The 20,919-nt window shown below is 52.2% G+C and carries 11 protein-coding genes; 2 read left to right on the top strand and 9 right to left on the bottom strand.

Annotated elements, in window-relative coordinates; all coding sequences use genetic code 11:
* The 6 genes from LX87_RS27315 to LX87_RS27290 all read right to left on the bottom strand — a co-directional run bounded on the left by LX87_RS27315 (position 1) and on the right by LX87_RS27290 (position 11,200).
* Positions 1 to 1,992, bottom strand: coding sequence for a S9 family peptidase (locus LX87_RS27315; RefSeq protein ID WP_111631492.1), 1,992 nt, complete (start codon positions 1,990 to 1,992; stop codon positions 1 to 3).
* A gap of 116 nt (positions 1,993 to 2,108) precedes the next feature.
* Positions 2,109 to 4,019, bottom strand: coding sequence for a glycoside hydrolase domain-containing protein (locus tag LX87_RS27310; RefSeq protein ID WP_111631491.1), 1,911 nt, complete (start codon positions 4,017 to 4,019; stop codon positions 2,109 to 2,111).
* Between the two features lie 31 nt (positions 4,020 to 4,050).
* Entirely contained in the window at positions 4,051 to 5,262 is a 1,212-nt protein-coding gene (locus tag LX87_RS27305) for an NHL repeat-containing protein (RefSeq protein ID WP_111631490.1), read from the bottom strand.
* The gene (locus LX87_RS27300) at positions 5,259 to 6,458 is read right to left on the bottom strand and encodes a hypothetical protein (protein WP_211325385.1); all 1,200 of its coding nucleotides are present in this window, start codon (positions 6,456 to 6,458) and stop codon (positions 5,259 to 5,261) included. The genes LX87_RS27305 and LX87_RS27300 overlap by 4 nt, the downstream gene beginning before the upstream one ends.
* A 66-nt stretch (positions 6,459 to 6,524) precedes the next feature.
* Positions 6,525 to 8,000 carry a RagB/SusD family nutrient uptake outer membrane protein gene (locus tag LX87_RS27295; RefSeq protein ID WP_111631489.1) on the bottom strand — a complete coding sequence of 492 codons (1,476 nt, stop codon included), beginning with the start codon at positions 7,998 to 8,000 and terminating at the stop codon, positions 6,525 to 6,527.
* Positions 8,001 to 8,038: 38 nt separating this feature from the next.
* Entirely contained in the window at positions 8,039 to 11,200 is a 3,162-nt protein-coding gene (locus LX87_RS27290) for a SusC/RagA family TonB-linked outer membrane protein (RefSeq protein ID WP_229310849.1), read from the bottom strand.
* A gap of 428 nt (positions 11,201 to 11,628) precedes the next feature.
* On the opposite strand from LX87_RS27290, the gene agaR reads away from it, so the two are divergent.
* Entirely contained in the window at positions 11,629 to 12,408 is a 780-nt protein-coding gene (gene agaR, locus LX87_RS27285; protein WP_111631487.1) for a transcriptional repressor AgaR, read from the top strand.
* A gap of 19 nt (positions 12,409 to 12,427) precedes the next feature.
* On the opposite strand, the gene LX87_RS27280 is transcribed toward agaR, so the two are convergent.
* Complete coding sequence (locus tag LX87_RS27280) at positions 12,428 to 14,686, bottom strand: glycoside hydrolase family 20 zincin-like fold domain-containing protein (protein WP_111631500.1); 2,259 nt, start codon at positions 14,684 to 14,686, stop codon at positions 12,428 to 12,430.
* Between the two features lie 877 nt (positions 14,687 to 15,563).
* Between LX87_RS27280 and LX87_RS27275 the strand changes: the two genes are divergently transcribed.
* Entirely contained in the window at positions 15,564 to 16,760 is a 1,197-nt protein-coding gene (locus LX87_RS27275; protein WP_229310848.1) for a glycosyltransferase, read from the top strand.
* A gap of 111 nt (positions 16,761 to 16,871) precedes the next feature.
* Here LX87_RS27275 and LX87_RS27270 read toward each other — a convergent pair whose 3' ends face one another.
* Both LX87_RS27270 and LX87_RS27265 read right to left on the bottom strand, forming a co-directional pair.
* Entirely contained in the window at positions 16,872 to 17,102 is a 231-nt protein-coding gene (locus LX87_RS27270; protein WP_111631485.1) for a hypothetical protein, read from the bottom strand.
* 377 nt (positions 17,103 to 17,479) lie between these two features.
* Positions 17,480 to 20,919 (bottom strand): putative Ig domain-containing protein (locus LX87_RS27265; protein WP_146624581.1); only part of this gene is annotated, 3,440 nt, incomplete at its 5' end.

Genomic DNA, 20,919 nt, shown 5'->3' with positions numbered 1-20,919 from the left:
TTAAGGCTGCGGTTTTCGGTTCGTTTCTGACGGGCAATAGTTTTTCAACCAGTCAACCATACGGGTCAGCACATCGTACCGGTTCTGAGGCAGCAGGTCAGGACGCCAGCCGTGGCCTTCACCGATATACTGTACGAGCCTACTGTCGATACCCTGTTTCCGGAGCGCGACAAACAGTTCCTCGGCTTGCGAAACCGGTACCTCATTGTCTTTTTCACCATGCAGAAAGAGCGTAGGCGTTTTGACTTTTTTTACATACTTCAGCGGAGAGCATTTCCACAACACGTCAAAATTGTCGTAAATAGGCGCCCCAAACTCAGACTCCATCAGGCTATGGTAGAGGGACGTTCCGGCAAAGCTGATCAGGTTGCTGATACCGCCATCGGAAACAGCTGCCCGGAAACGGTTTGTCTGCGTAATAATCCAGTTGGTCATGTACCCCCCATAGCTCTGCCCGGTGACCGCCAGTCTGTCCGCATCAATCCAGTTATTCTGGCTAATCGCTGCGTCTACACCCGCTATCAGGTCCCGGTAATCGCCCCCGCCCCAGTCCTTCACACAGCCGGACGAAAATTGCTGCCCATACCCGCTGCTTCCCCGGGGGTTGATGCACAACACGGCGAAACCCTGCCCCGAAAGCACCTGCTGCCGTTCCTCGAATCCGTACCCAAACATATTGTGTGGCCCCCCGTGAATCACAAGCACAAGCGGGTAGCGGCCCCCTTCCGTAAAACCATACGGTTTGATGAGCCAGCCCTGAACCTTTGTACCGTCGAAACTGGAAAACCAAAAGCTTGTAGCGGGTTGCAGACGGATCTCCGCGAGGGCTTTCTCATTGAGATGGGTCAGTTGGCGGGAGTGTCCGGCCTGCTGATCGTACATAAATACCTCCGGTGGATGAACGGCATCCGTCCGGACATACACGATCCATTTTCCACTAGCGTCTACCCGGTATTCAAGCACCTGACACTCCTCACCCAGCAGCTTCTCAAGGTTGCTCCCATCCGCTGTCACCCGGTATAATGCCGTGGTCCCTTCGTTACCCGCGGTGAAGTAAAGCCGTGCCTCCAGCGGGTCCCAACTGATCTGTTCAATCCGCCGGTCGAAGGCCCGGGTGAGACATACCGGCCCATTGGTGGCAGTTGACAAAACATACAGGTGAGTGTCTTCGGCGGGACTGTCGTTGGTCGACACCCTTGACGTGGTACCCAGAAAGGCAATCTGTTGCCCATCGGGCGACCAGACTGGCTGGTAGACCGTTCCAAAATTTTCGGTACGCCGGGTAATCTGCTGGTTACTTAACTGCACACTCCACAGGTCATTCCGTTGGTTGTTGTCGGCATCGGCCGACCGGTTACTAACGAAGGCAATCCGCTGGCTGTCCGGACTCCAACTCAAGGAGTGATCGTTGTAAGGCCCACTGGTCAGCGGTATCGGCTTACCTCCCCGGACATCCACGATCCAGAGATGGGAGAACGCATTGTCCGTTATATCCGGCCGCCCACGACCTCCCTTGGTCTTGTATAAGATACGGTCAGCGATTTTTACGTGTTTGTCACCTGAATCGGGGATGGCAGACGAGGCACTGATGTAAGCGATCATCGAACCGTCGGGCGACCATTCAAAATCCTTGAGGGCCAGGTGTCCGAGGAAATAATGCGACTCATAAACCGGAGCCACCGGACGGTGTTCCTTCGTCTCGAGGGAATAAATCCAAATCCATTCAACCCCATTCTGCTCACTGAGGTAGGCGATTTCGTTGCTGACTGGCGACCATTTTGGTGAAGCCCCATCCCAGGCTTCCTGTTCCGTGTTGGTGACGGCATCCACCACTGATATGGTATTCTGATAGGTATTTTCATCCAGCAGCACCGTCGTGGTCACATAGACCACATACCGGCTATCGGCTGACAGGGAGGCTGCTGACGGCACCACAATATGTTGCAAATCCTTTATTTCGAGCGGTCGTCTTACGTTTTGTTCACCAGCCATATTCCTCTATTCTGCCTTTACCCGGAATAAAATTTGATTATCGGTAACTGAGCATTCCCCACCTTGTACCAGCCCGTCCGGTTTTTCCGGTAACCGTGCGGTGGACGATCTCAGTCTTACTTATTTTTAGAGGATTGATTAATCAACTCGCCCAGTTCCAGCCTTTTACGGTCCCATAGTTCCGGGTCGTAGCTCCAAACATCCAGCTTACCGACGGATTGATCCCCGAAAGGCCGACCGATCACGTCATTCACCAGGGGCGTTACCCGCCGTTCATTTTTGTCCAGACCCGCCAGCAGCCTCATGTATTCATATTCCTGTACCCCATTGCGCATGGTTTTGAGCCGGATGGACGGAGCGGCTACATTGACGTTTGGGATAATACCGGGGCTATAAATCAGTAAGGCGTTTCCGTTCATTTTCTTGTGGTCATATCCCTCGGCATTTCCATTGTCATGCCCGCCGTCGTTGGCGCTTTTCCAGGTTTCGGTATCATACCAGGCCGCTTTCCAGCCGGCACCAATTCCCCAGCTAATCCACGAATGGGCCTTGTATTTCCAGACACTCCAACTGATTGCCCGGTCATTCACCAGGGGTAAATCGGTAAACGTGGAACTTCCCACCCAACTGTTTACCTTGCTTTCATAAATCATGGGGCCATACAGCCATTGGTTAACCCCCTTCTTCGTATAGTCCGCCATCCGTTGTTCATCAAAATCAATGGTATGCACGGCCCAGGCGCTAATGGACTGATCAATCACCTTCATGGCGGTATCATTATAGCTTCCATCCACCCTGAACTGCGCTTCCGGATACTCTTTTTTAAACAGGTTGCCATAATATTTCATGCGGTCCCACGCTTCCGGGAAATACGATTCGTCCAGTCCATCGAGGTATACCGTTAAATCCGTTGTTTTCGGGTTTACCAATGGTTTCAGGTGCGCACGGACCTGGCGGATCACGTCGGTATACATCGCCTTATTCGCCGGATTCCGTTCCACATTCGGCTTGCCCACATCAGGCCATCCAAGGGTCTCGTGTTTGCCGTATACATCGAAGGGCAGCAGGAATGTTTCAATCGGCGTGCCGTATCCCGGGCCATACTCGTAGCCATACTGTTTGGTAAAAGCCGCCCCGGTCAGGTATTTTTTCAGCCGACGGTCAAACGCCGTCCAGTTAATGGTATTGCCGCCCGCTTTTTGGGTCAGTACGGGTTTGTACGTAGGGTCCATGACGCTAACCCGGTTTCGTTTCATCAACTGGTAAATTTCCAGCTCCTCTTTTTCCGTCATGGTACTGACAAACTCTTCGTGTTGAAGGCTTGCCTTGAGCCGGTTTTCGTTCGGAATGGCAAAGTCCCAGACATCGAGCTGCACCGGAATTGATTTGGTAACCCCGTCAATAACCACCGAAATCGTACTGGTATAGCGTCCGGGAGGGGCCTGCTTTCGGTCAAAAGGAATGTACTGATCCACCCAGAAAAACTGGGACCGCTGGTTTTCGATCCGGTTATTAAAATCCGGCAGTTGCAGGGGATAGGTCCATATTCCTTTGGGCGGTACCGTACCCTGCTGAATTGCGGAGAAGGGAATCAGAGCGTCCGGATACCAGCCATTGCCTAACGTGGCCTGCGGATAACCGGTCGTGGGTGTTTTGACCTGTACCGACCACTCCAGGAAAAGCTCCGGTGCATTTGCAAAGGATGTGCCGCCCGATTGGAACGGCTGCATGGAGACGTGAATCCCTTTGAGGGCCTCTTTGGAACGATTGGTCAGAACGAGCTGGAACGAGATATACTCGCCCCGGGCGGCTTTTAACGAAACCGTGTTACCATTGTAAATCCAGTTTGACGATAGCAGTTCATCGGCTTTCCGGCTCTCTCCGTACGGCGCATCGTAGACCCGGTGCGTCACCGGATCCAGACGGACCGACGAAGGGATGACCGCGATAGACCAGTCGGAAGGACCACCGCTGGCCCATCCTGAAAAACAAAGGGTTAGGGTTAGGAATAGAATTATCTTTTTCATATGCGTACAGGCAATCCGGGAGATTTTTTACTTACTCTTTCGGCGATCCGTTATCAACTGGAAAAATCAGCAACTGGCTCAACGCTTCGTCTTCTCCCATGACGATGTATTTCCCATCTTCGGAGGCCGTGATGGTCGACAACTGGAAGCCGCGCCATTCAATCCCCTGCTCGATACCGGGGGCCTTCAGAATGAACTGGGGATTACCCAAATCGGTAAAGCCCTCATCCGATGGGTTATAACTAAACAGGTGTACGTAGCCCGGCAAAGCCCCCGACAAGCCGTAGAGCTTGCCATCGGCGCCCACGCACAGGCCGCGCAGCCGGTTCATCATCGCCGGTTTACCTAGGTTTTTGACTTTCCGGGTCGAAGGATTTAGCTGGAACAACTGCCCATCACCGGCATTACCGCCGTACAGCAGTCCATCGGCGGTTTTGGTCCAGGATTCGGTGCGCCCCAGGGTTCTGCGGCCCCACACGGCGGGTAGTTCGGTGATAGTGGTGAAGCTTTCGTCGGCGGGGTTGAACACCACGAGCCGGTTGATGGGCTGACTGGTGTAGACCAATCCCTGCCCGTCGGTTATCATCGCCCCACTCAAAAACTCCTCGGGTTTCTGATGGTATTCATGCACCAGTATAGCGAGGTCAGCCGGGGTGACCCCGCTGTTTTTATACACCTTGAAACTTTTCGAGACGATGTTGTAGCTGAAAAAAAATCCCGACGGGTAGCTGATGCCGTAAATCATTTTACGGCGGTCGTCTCCGGTCAGCGCAAACACCCCTTCACCGGGAACCGGTGTACCCAGGTCCGTGACCTGGATGCCCGCATCGGCCCCCACCACGACCCGCAGCAGGTGGCCGCTTCCGGTAGCCGTAGCGATTGTACCCGCATACAGGGCCTTGTCTTCCGCCCTGAAAAAACCGGTTCGGATACTGGTTTGCCCCGGCACCTCATCGTTGAGGTCTTTCAGAGTCAGCATTTCCCGTTTGGAGAGGGATGCCACGAACAGAAAGGGGGCCCGGTTGCCCGTCGCCGTAGTACCGCCAATGATATAATCTTTCTGGACCGTCAACGACGTAATCGCATTGCGGTACATCGGCATCCTTTTGAGCGAGGTATTTGACAGGGAAGCCTCAATTCCGAATCCTTCCAGCGGTTTGAAATAGCTATACTGGGCAAAAACAGGCCCAGCCAACCCCACAAGCCCAAGCACCAGCAGATTTTTTATAAACCTGATTTTCATTTACTTACTTTTTTACCGGGGTTAAATTTGATCAGGAAGGGTTCGGAACGGTCATGGGAATCGAGTTGGCGTCGTCCGGCGAAATACAGGTTCCCGAACTTGTCTTTCGTGTCGGAACCCGTGGCTTCACTAAGCTGGTCAACGGGGTACTCGTAGATAATCGTGTGTTTTCTGGTCCGGGGGTCAAACTCCATCATCACCGTCCGGTCCTTGATCAGAAAATTACCGTGACCGCCAATGAAGTAATACAGCTTGCCGTTATCGCCAATGTTGAGGTTGGGGACATACGGGCCATACGGCTTTACATCAGGGCGGCTGTCGGCCACCCCGCCCAGGTCCTCAACTCGGCCAATACCGTCTTTCTGCGGATAAAACGCAACGATTTTGGCCCCGTAGGTGATGAGGTAAATCACGTTGTTTTTCTGATCTTTGGCGTAGGCCGTGATACCGGTGACGATCTTTTCGCCCGGTGTGCCTTCAAAAGCGGGCAGGCTTTCCCGGGCAAAAAGCAGTGTATCCTGGGCCGTCTGGTACTTCACCAGCCGCTGGCGCCAGTCGACATAGTAGCAGTTGCCCCACCAGTCGGTGAACAGGACCCGGGGCACGTGGGAGCTGCCCAGCCGCCCCAGATCCTTCATGCTGTTTTTAGCCGGATCATACACCAGAAAATGCACTTGCGGGTACGAAACCCCGAACAGTTTACCGGATACCGGGTCGATGTCGATGTCCTTCACACTCTCGTACTGCATGCCCATCCCCAGATTGACGAAATCGTTTGTTGCCGGATGCCATTTCATAAAAAAGCCGCCTGCGTAACCAGCGGGATGCTCCATGAAATACTCCTCCCGCGACTCACCGCCATCCGTCGAGAAATACATGTACCCATCCTTGCCTTCAATGATCTTCGAATGAATTTTGCCCTGCCACTGAAAAGGCCGCAAATGGGCGCGATCCGCCAGCGATCCATTGTTGGTCATCTTTCCGGTGGTCACATCGTAGTCGAACAATACAACTTTGTCAACGTGGTTGGTCACGCCGACCACCACCTTGCCGAATCGTTTGCTATACCCGATATCGTCCCAGGTCGAATGGGCGTCGGGAAAACCGACATACTTGATAAAGGCAATATTCTCCTTGCTGATTTTTTGCTGCCCAATTGCCGGAGAAATCCATACCTGGCATAAGCTGGCTAGCAAAATTGATCGTATAAACGATTTCACCCGTGTTATTTTTTAAAAAACAAGCCGCTATTTTATCTACTGTTAATACCCATCGTTTTGCACAATCGCCGGGGAACTGGTCGTGATGACCAGCGCCGGAATCGGGTACAGAAGCTGGTAAGGCTTGATCGGCGTCGAAATGCCTACGGTTTTGTTGCCACCAGCAGTTACTTTTGAATTCATGACCGTAAGTGCCCGGTCCGTTCGCAGCAGATCAAACCAGCGATGCCCTTCGAAGGGCGACTCCAGCCGTTCTTCGTTGTAAACAGCCGCCTTGAACGTTTCGTAATTCAAGCCGCTCAGGTCACTTAGCCCTGCCCGCTTCCGGACCTGGTTGATCGCCGTGTACGCGTCGGCAACCGGACCTTTATTGACTTCATTGAGGGCCTCGGCGTACATCAGCAGGATATCGGCATACCGGATAACGTACCAATCGGCCCCCGAATCGAGATAACCGCCCCCGGTTTCGCGTTCTACGTAACCGCGGATGTATTTGGCGGCCACAAAAGTCCCCCCACGGGTATAACCGTCAGCAATATTGTTCCGCCGTAGATCGCCCGGTGAATAGGCGGCAGCGATATCGTCGGTCGGCTGGTTGAACCCGTATGCCCCACCGGATGGTATGGTGATTCCCTCCGAACCGGTTGGTGCAAAGTGATTGGGGAGGTTCGAACCGAGGTAGTTGGCGCCACTTTTGTATTGGGCCTGCCAGATCGCTTCGGAATTCCCCTGCTTACCGGCTTTGTACAGGTCAGCATAAACCGGCAGCAGGCTGTAGGTACCCGATGTGACTACTTTTTTAAACTCATTAGCAGCTTCGTTGTATTTTTTCTGCGTCAGGTAGACCTGTCCCAGTAAGCTCTGGGCGACACCCCGCGTGACCCTTCCTACTCCGGATTCGTCGTAGGACACAGGCACGAATCCCTCGGCCTTCACCAGATCGGCTTCAATCTGGGCGTACACCTGCTGAACCGTAGAGCGGCCCACTTTGTAACTGGCATCAATATCCGATACCGGTTCGGTCACGAGCGGAACACCGCCGAATAACCTGACGAGGTTGAAATAGCCTAGTGCCCGCAGTGTGAGGGCTTCGCCGGTGTACTGTTTTTTCAGATTATCGGCTACGGCGGCCCCATCGATGCGGGCCAGGATGCTGTTGGCTCGGGCAATCAGGGTGTAACTATTCTGCCAGAATGCGGTGAGGTGCTCATTGTCGGTCGTCTCCCGAAATTCGTCAATGTTCCGTTTTGCATCGTTACCATCCCCGCCCGCAGTCAGCTCGGTGGTGTTATCCGAACGCAGGTCGACCAGCAGGGAATAGTACCCATTACCCTGATACACTTGAGCAAAAGCGGAGTAGGCACCCACCAGCGCCTGGTTAAAATCCGCTTCGGTTTTGAAAAAGTCGGTTTCGCCGATCTGAGAAACGGGTTTCGACTCCAGGAAATCTTCGCAGGATGTTCCTGCAACGGCCACGGCGAGCAGGGCAACAGCGGTTATGATATGCTTCGAGGTCATAGGAATCAATGGTATAAATTGATCTGGATTGAGTGGGATCAGAAACCGACGTTAAGGCCAAATACAAAGGTTCTTGCCATCGGGTACGTACCGTAATCGATACCGGGGGTGAGCGCCGAAGAAATCCAGGGATCTCCTTCGGTGGTGTTAACCTCCGGATTGTAGCCGGTGTATTTGGTGAAGGTGTGCAGGTTCTGGATGTTTACGTACGCCCGGGCGCTCTTGATAAACGTCCCGTTGAGCACCTTGCCAAGCCGGTAGCCGAGGGTTAGGTTTTTGATGCGCAGGAAGGAAGCATCTTCCACCAGCCAGGACGAGATCGTACGGTTATTGGCCGAGCTACCCGGACCGAACGTGTTGCCATCACCCGGCTCCTCTGGTGAACGCCAATAGTTGGTGAAAGCTGTACCGTTGTTGCGGTAATTACTGCGTTTTACGAGGTTAATCACCTCCACATCCTGAACCCCCTGCAATGAAATATTCAGGTCGAAGTTTCCGTACGTGAGGCTATTCGTCAGACCATACGTGAATTTGGGAAGGTTGTTGCCGATGATGGTCTTGTCGAGGTCATTGATTACGCCATCGTTGTTGAGATCCCGGAATTTCGCATCCCCCGCGTAGGTGTTGGGCAAATGGGCCGAGCTATTCACCTCATCCTGCGTTTTATAAACACCATCGAAGATGTAGCCGTAATAACTTCCCAGCGGGCTGCCTATCTGGGTAATGTGGGTCAGGGAGTTTTCCTGTGCCCGGTTAGCCACGATAATCGGCGTACCCCCGGCACCCAGTGATTCAACCCGGTTTCTATTAAAGGAAATGTTCGCGTTGGTAGTCCAGGTAAAGTTCGTCGACTTGATATTTCGGGTTTCCAGTGAGAGTTCCACCCCTTTATTACGCAGACTTCCCAGGTTACGCAGCGCCGTTTCAAAACCGGTTGAAAGCGGCACCGGAACATTGAGAAGCAGGTCGGATGTCAGCTTGTTATAATAATCGGCGGTCAGAAAAATCCGGTTCCCGAAAAATCCGAGTTCCAAACCAAGGTCCACGGCTTTAGCTTTCTCCCAACCAAGCATGGGGTTACCCAAAGAACCCTGCGCTAACCCACTGGCAATGGAGCCATCCCCGGAACCCAAAATATAATTGCTACCGTAAATCAGTCCGACGGAGGCATAGTCGGGTATCTGGTTGTTTCCGACCAGGCCATAGCTTGCCCGCACCTTCAGCTCACTCACGGCGGCCACATTCTCCATAAATTTTTCCTGGCTGATTCGCCATCCGAGTGAAGCCGAGGGGAAGTTACCCCATTTGTTTTGCGAACCGAAACGCGACGATCCATCGCGCCGGAACGTGGCCGTCAGGAAATACTTCTGGTCAAAATTGTATGTAACCCGGCTTAACAGGGAAAGAAGGGTCCATTGTGAGCGGAGCGAACTTCCACCCGTTACAATACCGGCATTCAGCGTAGGCACCAGATCGTTCGGGAAGCCATTGGCATTGACGGCGGTTGAGTTGAAGCTCGACTTCTGTTCGGTTAAACCAGCGAGTACGTTTACATTGTGCCGTTCGGCAAACGTATTGTCGTAGGTCAGGGTGTTCTCGTTAATCCAGCTGACATTGGTAGACGAGTAGGAACGACCGTTCGATGGGTTGACACTAATAAAGGAAGGTGAAAATTTATTGTTATTGAATACATTGACATCCGCATTGATGCTGGTTTTGAACTGAAGGTTTTTCAGGACATCAATGGTTGTAAACAAGCTCCCGACGGTACTAAACTGGTTCATGGTATTCTGAATGCCCTCCCCAAACGCCAGCGCGTTGTTGTAGATGATGTTCTGCGTGGTACCGTCGTCATAATGCAGGGTATAGGATGTTGAGTAGGTACCATCGGCATTCCGGGCGGGGTATAATCCCGGGGTCGACATCACCGTGGTAGCCACAGCGCCGTAGTCGGAAATACCGCCGGTGGTGGCGATCCGGTTATTCGTGTAAGAAGGTGCAAGCCGGAAGCCAACTCTCACCCTTTCAGATGCTTTCGCATCTACGTTTAAACGAAACGCATACTTTTTAAAACCGGAATTGATCACAATGCCTTCCTGATTCTGGTAGTTACCCGACAGGTAATACCGTGCATTCTCTGTTCCGCCGGAAGCCGACAACTGGTAGTTCTGGATCGGTGCCTGCCGATACAGCAGGTTTTGCCAGTCGGTAAACGGCAGGGACGCTGCGTTCTTGAATTCTTCCGGAATCTTATAGGCCGGACTGCTGCGTACCGAGTTGGGATCGGTGATTTTGCCGCCCGCTCGTACCCAATCCGTATTTCTCATGTCGATCTGCCGCTGCGCATATTCCTGGTTGCTCATGATGCCCACCTTCTTCGCAATCTCCTGAAAACCGTAGCTGACGTTGAGACTAATCTGCGACTTCCCGGCCGCTCCCTGCTTGGTGGTGATCAAGACAACACCATTGGATCCGCGCGACCCATAAATGGACGTGGCCGCTGCATCTTTCAGTACGTCAATCGACTGAATATCACCGGGGTTGATACTAGCCAGCGGGTTTACCGGCGACTGATCCCCGATATCGCCCCCCTGCGCAGCCGCATTGCTGATTGAGTTATCAAGCGGTACACCGTCTACCACATACAGGGGCTGGTTGCCCGCCGTAATGGAACCCGTTCCCCTAATCTTCAGCGATATGCCACCACCCGGCGCGGCTGAAGTCTGCTGTACCTGCACACCTGCCATCTGGCCCGCCAGCGCTTCACCGAATGACACCACGGCCCTATCCTGCAATTGCCGAGCATTCACCGAGGCCACCGAACCGGTTACTTCCCGCTTCGACTGGCTTCCATACCCCACAACCACCACTTCGTTCAGCGTTTTATCGCCACTTTCGAGCTGTGGAGAAATCGTCGCCCGGTTTCGTACCGGCTCCTCCAGATCACTATAGCCTATATACGTAAACAGGAGGCTGCCGTTTCCGGGCACCTGAATTTTGTAAGAACCATTCGCATCGGAAACCACACCGGTTGTGCCTCCCTTCACCCGAATGGATACGCCGGCCAGCGGCTGACCGGTCGCTTTTTCAGTGACCTGGCCCCCAACCGTTAGTAGATTCGCTCGACCCGTAGTCTGGGCTTGTCCAGCGATACTAAGGGAAACCAGAAAGAACGCTATACAGAGTAGCTTTACAGGCACTCTGCATCCGTTGCGGAACCAAGTATAACCTTCGGTAAACATTTCTTTTCTCATAATTTAGAGAAGGTAAAGGGATAGTAAGGATTAAATCGAAAGGTATCGAAACAAATATAAGGTTTTTCTTGAAGTGAAAGCTTTTTACGTAAGAAAAAATAATATAAATGGTATAAAGAAAAGGTAATAGTTATTTTCTTGAAATTCATTTACTACATAAGCAGCGAGAACGAAAAGGTTTTAACGCTACATTTATTGAACTTAACGGCTTATGGCTTCAAAAGATGTTGATGATTTGCAGAACTGAAAAAGAAAGCTGGTGGATCAGCAAAACTTTTCAAAACATTGTGATAAAGTAAAATTGTCTATTTTTGAAACCGCTACGTAGAGCATCACTTCGTAATCTCTATTACTATTACTTTATTCTTGCCCGCATGAAACTCAAAAAAAGTACGTCAACCGTTGAACGACGCACCCAGATCCTTGACAAACTTAATTCGGAAGGGCAACTGAACGTAACATCACTGAGTACGCAGTTGAATGTTAGTGAAGTCACCATCCGCAATGACCTGAACTGGCTGGAGAAAAAGAATATGCTGATTCGGGCAAGGGGGGGCGCCATCAAGGCAGAACGTGTTGGTACTGAGGTTTCCATAACGGAAAAAAACAAATTGCATTACCAGGAGAAACTGCGGATCGGCAAAGCCGCAGCAGCCCTGATTGAGGACGGCGATACCATCATTCTGGATTCGGGTACAACCACTCTGGAGATTAATAACCACCTTTCTAACTTTGCATCGCTGACCGTTATTACCAATGCCCTGAACATTGCCAATCGGCTGGCCGAACACGAGCACGTCAATGTAATTGTGCCGGGTGGTTTCCTCCGTAAAAATTCTCTGTCACTTGTAGGAGCAACAGCCGAAGAAAGTTTCCGTAATTATTTCTGTGACAAACTGTTCCTGGCCGTCGACGGGTTCAGCAGTACACACGGGCTTTCAACGCCCAATGTGGAAGAAGCTCATCTGAACCGTATTATGATTGCCAATGCGCGGCAGGTTATCGTTGTGACCGACTCCAGTAAGTTCCATAAACGGAGCTTTGCCTTCATTGCTCCTATTTCAGCGGTCCACATTGTCATTACTGATTCGGGCATTCCGGATTCTGATAAAAAAAGGCTGGAGAACGCCGGTATCAAGGTGATTATTGTTTAACCACCTTGATACCAGCACATTACTCATACCGCTGCCAATCAAGTCGTTTATTAGTCAAGGGCAACTGGTGCCGCTGTGCATACGCGTTCCGCACTTTCTGCACTTCGTTCCACCACTGCTCCAGTGGATAATGTAACTCCCGGTAGATAAGGTAGCTCAGATCAATGGTACGCACCGGCTGGTGGTCTTTGATATCATCTACCTGGTGCAGATACGTCCGTCCGTTGGCTTTTTCAACCAGCGGATGCCATTCTTTGTACCAGATCTTCGTGACTAGTTCCAGCGTACTGTCGCGCTGGTTTTTCAACTTACTGACCATTTCCATGGCGGCATCCAGTTGCCGGATGGCCAGCGCCGGATTGGCCGCTGCCGCCGATGAGGCTTCTTTCAGCCGATCTGTAACCTGATTCAGGGTAAGCAGCATCCGCAGATTCTGCCCGCAGATAGCCGCCACCGATTCCAGCACCTCCAGGTTGTAAAGCTGCGTTCCAGCACGTGATTTATTGTCGCGCAGGAGCTGAAGCGCGCGTTCATGACGGGGAAGTAACGATTGGGCGGTAGCAAAGCGTTTCGCGTTCACCGGATATGACGTACTGGTGATGGCAAGTGTACCCGAATCAGGCACCGGCAAGAGAGGCAACGTCTGATCCCGTTCAGGTTTTGGCTGAAGATAGAGACTATCCGAATTGCCTTTGATCGGTGACCGCCAGGGTGATGCAATCCAGTCCCAACTCTCCGTATGGAACTCCGCCTGCACACTGAGGATCCGGTAAACCGTATCCATATCTTTTTGTGCAGGTCCATAAAAAGAAGTCATAAACCGGGCTGAGGCATCCGCCGGGGTAAGATTTTTGTTGTTCCACCCGGCCGCCGTGCCCGTGGCATAGCCCAGCCAGAACGTTTCCGGATGCAGTCCCGCATCGGCCCAGCCGGCAATCACCACGCCCATGAAGGAGGCCAGGTTTTCAGAGAAAGCCGTACGGATATCCTTCATCATATCGGCTACCCGGCCCGACGAGCGATCACTTCCATCGGCCATGATGGCGGTCTTGGTATGCAAGGGGTAATAGTTCGGAAATATAGGCTCCGCACCCTGCGTGGCGGTATAAACAAATTGCCGGATGCCGTGCTTTTTAAAATCCGGGGCCATGTTATTGTAAACACCATTGACCAGATGAGAGGGCAGTGACGGGATATCCTCCTTCGTCAACGGGAATTCTCCCCAGAACAAAACCGTGCGCCCCTGTTCGTGCAGCCTGTCGGCCATTTTTTTGATGAACCATGCCAGTAGCCGCCCATTTCCGCCAAGGCTGTCGGCCATCTTTTTTTCCGACGGCGCTTTGCCGGTGTAATACGCTTCATCCGTCGACAGGAGAATGTACTTACTGCCCTTGCTGGCCTGAATGAGTTCGCTGAACATGGCATCGAGCAGGTCAAATGTGCCGGGGTTGGTCACGGAAAACTGGTAGTTAATATCGTCAACCAGTCGCAGGTGACGGTATTCTGGATGTTTCAGGATAAAGGATACGTGGGCCGGTGCGTCGAGAAAGGGCACCATGTCGATGTAGTAAGCCTTTGCATAATCGGTCAGCTCCTGGTACTCTTGGGGCGACAAGGCGTAGGGTTCCACAATGGCGGGAGCCGACTTATAATTAAAGTGTCCTTCCAGTTTTATGGCAAAGGCATTAATCTTGTACGTGGAAGCCTGCCGGATAATCCGTTTCAGGGCGCTCAGTTTCTCCAGGTGATGGGCATCGTCCCAGTAAATCATCCGGACTTCCACGTTGGGCCAGTCCGTCATTTCGCCTTCCGGGAGTTGCAGCTTAGGAGCCTGTGCCCGAAGCAATTGCAAAAAGGTCTGAATACCGTAGTACAAACCCTGCGGGGCATTGGCCGTAATCGTGATCAGCTCAGGCTTCAAACTTAGCCGGTATGCCTGGCGGGCAAGCGCGGTCCGGTTGGTATCGACAGTGGCACCAATGTCTACTGAGCCCTCCTGAATCACCAGTCGAATGGCAGGAGATTTTCCAGCTTTGCCTTTATTTTGAGCCACGTTTAGCGGGAGACCGGCTTCTTTTAGTCCCTGTTGCAGGCTGGACATTACTGGTCCCGGAACGGCCGAGGGGGCGGAAACAATCTGCCAGTTTTTACCGATCGTAAACATTTTTTCGGCTAGTTTCAGTTGCTGCGGAAGTGGCAGCAAACCCGAACTGACCTCCCTTTTTTTTGCGGGTGATTGCTGTAAAGCCGTGACCTGTGCATTTGAGCGGGACGGCATGAGAAAACAGCAGTAAACCAGGAATAAAATCCGGCCAGTTAAAATGATCCTTTGCAAAATCAGGCCGTTAGATCGTAAGCCTCTGATTAAGTAATAAGGACTGATGGTAAGAACTTTCTGAAAAATTGTAGTCGGATTCAAGGTAGAGGTTTTAGGGTTGGTCATTTCGTTCAGCTTCTTTATGTTTCAGCCACGCAGTAGCAATCCAAACGGAACAGAGAAAGGACAAATTTGTATACTTTCAGATAACTCAGAGACTTCCGATCCGTAAGCTGCCCTTAAAAGTAACAAGGTAAACGGTATTAATCCAAAGGTAACGCGCATAAATCGGCGCTTGTCGAACCGTTTTGAAACCACTCATTGAGTTTCGAAAGATAATGAATGTTATTTAGGAAACTCAAAACCGATATTATTTTTTCGTCAGGCTTTAGCTGACTACGAGTAGAAGGGCGTCAAACCACGGGTCCACGCCGTCCGGGTAGGCCCACTCTGGTAATCAACCAAAGTGTCAATTAAGATGGGGTAATGCTTGTATGCATGGACTCCGGATAGCCCGTTACGCTTATCCCTGGTCGGTAACACGTTTACAAGCCGTAAGCTTCATGATTAATGCAGCCTCGAACTTTACTTGAGTATTTTAACCTATACTTACCAGGAATTATTAAAAAACCAGCCAAAAGTTATATCATTAATAATCAATGATTTAATAAAGATATAACCGTCAAATCAATATCGCTTACTAGGTTTATTTAAAATAAATTTGCCATTGTTTGTTAAGTAATATCCTTTAGTATAAATTTGGTTTTTATCAAGTATTACCTTTAAGGGATAAGGCAAAAGAAGAGACATGGAACAGCAATACGATAGTATTATATGTATGAGTCAGACACCCTGGAAGGGTCAGTTTCAAAACTCGGCTGTTCAGCTTATGTCGGAACTTGCGCAGCGCCACCGGGTTCTGTACGTTGACTATCAATTTACAATCAAAGATTGGCTGCTGGGAATCATGGGTCGCCGTGACGTGCCTATCCGTACCTTATTAAAGCTTGATGATTCACTGACCAAATTACAACTGGATAATGGAAGTGAAATTTATATCTGGGTTCCTCCCCTGGCCCTGCCGATAAACTGGCTTCCCAATTCCTCCCATGACAAAGCACTCCAGTGGAATGTCAATCAACTTACCAGTGAGCTGCGTGGAGTAATGGCCCGGATCGGAATGCATCACCCCCTGATCGTGAATGCCTTCAATCCGGTCTGGGGTTTGCCAATGATTGGCCATTTAAACGAGTTTGCAACGGTTTATTATTGTTACGACGAGATCACGGCTGAAAGCTGGATTAGCCGTCATGGGCAACGGTATGAAAAAGACTACCTTCAGCAAGTGGATGCCGTCATTACCACCTCCGAAGCCCTGCGCCAATCCAAATCTGCCCTGCAACCCAACACCTTTTGTGTCAAAAATGGGGCAAACTTTACCCTCTTTCATCAAGCCCGGCTGCTGGCTGAGAAAAACCCTCCATCCAGACCCATCGTTGGCTATCTGGGTAACGCCGACAACCGGATTGATACGAACCTGATTGAATATTGTGTCCGGGTTATGCCAGATGTGGATTTTCAGTTTATTGGCGAAGTCAACGAACCCGACCTTCAGCTCCGGCTCTCGGCTTTTCCGAATGTAATTTTCACGCCATCGGTGCCGCCCGAACACCTTCCTGCTTTGTTAGCCAACCAGTCAGCGGCTATTATTCCGTTTGTCTGTAATGAACATACCTATACGATTTATCCACTGAAGATTAATGAGTACCTGGCCGCGGGCTTACCCGTAGTCTCCACGCCGTTTTCTATTCTGGATGAATTTAATGATGTGATTGAGTTAGCCAATGACCCCGAGAATTTTGCCAGGGCTTTACGGCGGGCATTACAGGATCATTCGCCGGAACGCATCAGACAGCGGGTTGAAACTGCAAGGGCAAACTCGTGGGAAAAACGGGCTGAAGAATTTGAAAGCATTCTTCAACAAATCCACAGCGCCCGGGATAGTAAGGTTCTGGTTGACCCAATAGCGTGTTGAAAAACCGTGTGTCTTCGATGGGCGCTGCGTCTGGAGGCAATCTACTACAATAAATCAGCGCCCTATTGCATGACGATCTTGTCATACAATAGGGCGCCCGGAATCTACTTTTTATTTATCACCCCGCTCTTCATCGGTATAACGGTAATTCTCACCGGATGTGACATGGCCGCCACTGGTCCACAAGCCGCCCCCGCGCTCCCCGTTATTCTTCGTATTTTCTCCACTAGGCCCATCTTCCGGCACATTCCGCTTCTCTTCGGGATCCGTTTCTTTTACGTGCCCTGTTGGTACAGCGGCTATCGATTCACGAACTTCCTCGGTTGATTTTTTCGTTTTCATAACGCTTACTTGGTTTAATAAACTCCTGTTCACTTTCGGTATGACCAACCCACCAGAGCAGCTACCTCGTCCGGACACGGGTTTTGGTACGGGCTTCTTTGCCCGCTCGCGTTGATCTGACCGCAATACAACACAGCGTGCTATATTGCAATACGGTTGATCGTTAGTTCTGACAAGCTGCCCTTTCATGGCGGTGGCGATTGGCGCTAATCAACTCTATAACAAGTAGACTTTCCAGTTGGCTTACCAAAAGTGCGGGAAGTAAGCAACCGGTCCGGGTTTCCCCGGATAAGAATCCTTGTTTCCGGTTATAAACGCCATAAACCCCAAAGTGCAGATGGCTAATGTCTGCACTTTGGGGTTTACAATGTCCAATTTTAGCGAACTTTCACCAGTTTGTACCACCGTGCCTGACGCCCCATTCCGATCTGGAGTACATACACACCCGACCCAAACTGCGGCCCTAACTGGATAACCTGTCCATCCTGACAATCATCCAGTTGCATAATAGTACGACCGTAGAGATCACGGATGACCACTGGAAGTTTTGCCGGTTTTGCTCCTTGCAATTCTATCGTAAAATGGTCAGAAAAAGGGTTGGGGAAATACCTGACGCCCCAACCATTCACTTCCGGTTTCTGGTCTGTAACGACCCGGGCTCCAGTTGGCTGATTGACAACACTAAAGCTCAGGGTCAAAGCGGTTCCGGTTGTGCCTGTGGCCCCTGCTCCCGTATAGGGGGTAGCCGTCAGGTTATAACTACCCACGGCTGGCGTCCAGGCATTGTAGTTTCCATTTGAGTCGCCAAACAGCGAATAAGGAGCGCCGGTTTCGGTCTGCGTACGGTTTTGTTTCCCGCTCAGAACCAACTTGACCGAACCGACCGTAGCCGGGCTAGTATTGGCTCGGATATTCAGACTCTGGGTCGGTAGGGTGGCCAGATTTAGTTGTTCACCCGGAGCCATCTGCCTGATTTCTGCTTCCGTAGCAGCGTTCATGAGGCTAAAGCTGGTTACTACGGGTATATTAACCACGGTAAAGTTTACCGTCAGGGGTGTTCCGGCCGTTCCCTGACCACTCGCACCCGAATAAGGCGTGGCTTTCAGGGTATAACTGCCAACGGCCGGTCGCCATGTACTGTTGTCACCAAATAATTCGTAGGGCTTTGCCGTCTCGGTCTGGGTTCGGCTTTCCTGGCCGCTGAGTACAAACACCACCGATCCTACGGTGCCGGGGTTGGTCGTGGCCCGGATGTTCAAACGTTCAGGTAGTGTATTCAGGTTCAGCACCTCATTCGCGGCAATCACCCGAATGGGCTGCCCCGTTGTTGCGTTTGTTATACTTAAGCTAAGGACCGACTGAGGGGATACGGTCACGCTAAACACCTGTTGAGCCGACAAAGCCGGTGAACCGTTGTCAGCTACTTTCAGCGTCAGGCTGAAGGTGCCCGTGGTGGTGGGCGTCCAGCTAAAGGCTCCCGTGCTGGCGTTGATGCTGGCACCAGCGGCACCACTGACGCTGTAGCTCAGCGTTTGGGCGGGCAGATCACTGTCGGTGGCCTGAGCCGTAAAAGTCAGCGCCTGACCCAGCAACACCGTTTTGCTTCCGGGCGCGGTCAAGACCGGGGCTGTGTTAGGCAAAGGGTCTTTGGTTACCCGGATCAAATCCCAGGTGGCCGTAAACGGGGTAGAACCTAAGGAAGTCGAGAGAATGCCCACGGCCAGAGCCGGTGGCCCCTGGATGGCCTCCAGTATCTTCCCGCCCACCAGAATGGCCGGTCCCAGGTTGGTGATCGCGCCCCCATCTTTGGCATATTTAGGCTGCACCCGCCCGGTCGCCGGGTTAACCGCCAGGTATAAATCCAGGGTACTGTTGGGCAAACCGCCCGGTAGCGAATAGCGGGTGCTGGTTTCCAGGCCATTGTTCTCGTAGAGCACTTCGATGAATGCCGTACCGCCATCGCCCCCCAGCACCACTTTCAGGTAATTATCCTGATCGCCGATTCCAATAAATAAGCCCAATGCCTGCCAGTATTCGGGTGGCTGGTTATTGAAGAAAGGTCCTAGCAACCGGGTCTGCACCGTGAAGGGGCCCGTACTCTGATCGGTGTTGATGCCGAACTGAAACCCGTTCTCCTGGTTGTTTAAGGGCTGGTATGGATCGCCGGGCGTGGTGTTAACCACCGAAAAAGCGCCGACGGCTCCTCCGGCAATCAAATTGTCTTCATCGAACAGGTCCATGTAATCAATTCCCGGCCGCATGGGCAGCATCAACCCTGTGAAGCCCAACCCAAACAAACCCGTGCCCGGATCATTGTTGAACAGGTTGTACTCCAGAGGCAGCGTGGTATTCATGCCATTGCTGGCATCCAGCGCAAAGTAGTCCACCTCATCGGCCAGCCCATCGTTGTCATCATCCGGATCGTTTAAGTCCGATATCTTATCACCGTCCGCATCGCTGGGCCGACTCGAGGCCGAACAAGGGTTGGAGGCATTATCAATCTCATCGGCATTGCTGTAACCATCCCCATCATCGTCAAACCCCGTGCTGTAGGCCGCCGAACAACCGCCCCCGGCAGCCTCGGGTTCAAAGACATAAATCTGGTTTTGCAAATAGCACACCACCCAGACCGTACCGGGAAAAATGTCGTTATCGCCCTGAGCGGTTATGTCCAGAGGCTGCGAGCCAAAGTTGGAAGCAAACGGCAGGTCCAGGTTCTTTTTCTTCGCACCACGGCTGTTCGTTACATCACGGCCATCGGCCGTAAGCGAAATGGTTTGGATGGTCCCATCAAAGGAAGCCACCAGCAGATGCCCCTTCAGGCCGTTGTTGAAACCCGAAGCCGTGTACTCCACAATCCCGTTGCTGGAAGCGGGAAATGTCAGCAAAGCGTTGTCGGTTTCACCCGGATTCTGAAAATCGCCTTCAATCGGGTGGGCCATGCTGACCGGCACTGGCGGCCAGTCCGAAGGCAGCGGATTAGGACCGCTCGTGCTGGTGCGCCATACCCCACTCGTCCCGTTGTGGGTGTACAAACCCGCCCCTGCCGGATTAGCCCGGATCGGGTGCGGGTGCCCCCCGTAGAAGCTGCCCGGCACATACGTCCGCAAATCCCCTACATAGTGAAAGTTGTCCAGGTTGTTGACCTTGGGATCATTCGGACCCGAACCCGTCGAACCCGGCTCGCCCGTCACATAGTTGTTGGTGGCCGTGCCCACCCCCTCACTGGCCGGATGACCACCCCAGCCCGGGTTGGCTCCGTTGTCGGTCACATACATCTTGCGGGCCCGGGTGATCACCAGATCATACGCATTGCGGAACCCTGTGGCAAACACCTGCACCGGACCACCCGCTACCAGCTTGGCCTGGTTCAGCCCATCATTGCCCCCAAAGGGATCATTCGCATCGGGGTTGCCCGCCCGGTCGGGGTCATCCAGGGTGGGCAGATCATACTTGTAAGCCGTGTTGCCACTGCCCCGGGTGGGCAGTGCTTCAATCACCGCCAGGTCGATCGAGAGCACACAGGCCGCCAGGGCATACTCGGGTGTATAGGCAAAGTTGGTTGAGGGGCTACCCGCATTGGTGTGGCCCCCCACCACCAGGTAGAGCTTGTTGCCATCCAGTTGCAGGCCGTTGGTGGCATGGTTCTCCTCCGAGCGGGGCAGCCCCCGGACCAGGTCCACTTTCTGCCAGCCGGTGGGGGTTTTGGTCAGTTTGGAGACGATGCCCGAGTTGGTGTCCAGGTTCAGATCACCCTCGGGTCCGCCCATGCGGCTATCGCTGGAGCTGACGTAGAGGATGGGGTTGGTGGCGGTAC

The sequence above is a fragment of the Larkinella arboricola genome, assembly GCF_003259745.1.
GTDB lineage: Bacteria > Bacteroidota > Bacteroidia > Cytophagales > Spirosomataceae > Larkinella > Larkinella arboricola.
The sequence above is the reverse complement of the archived record's forward strand: the minus strand, read 5'-3'. Positions and strand labels throughout refer to the sequence as shown.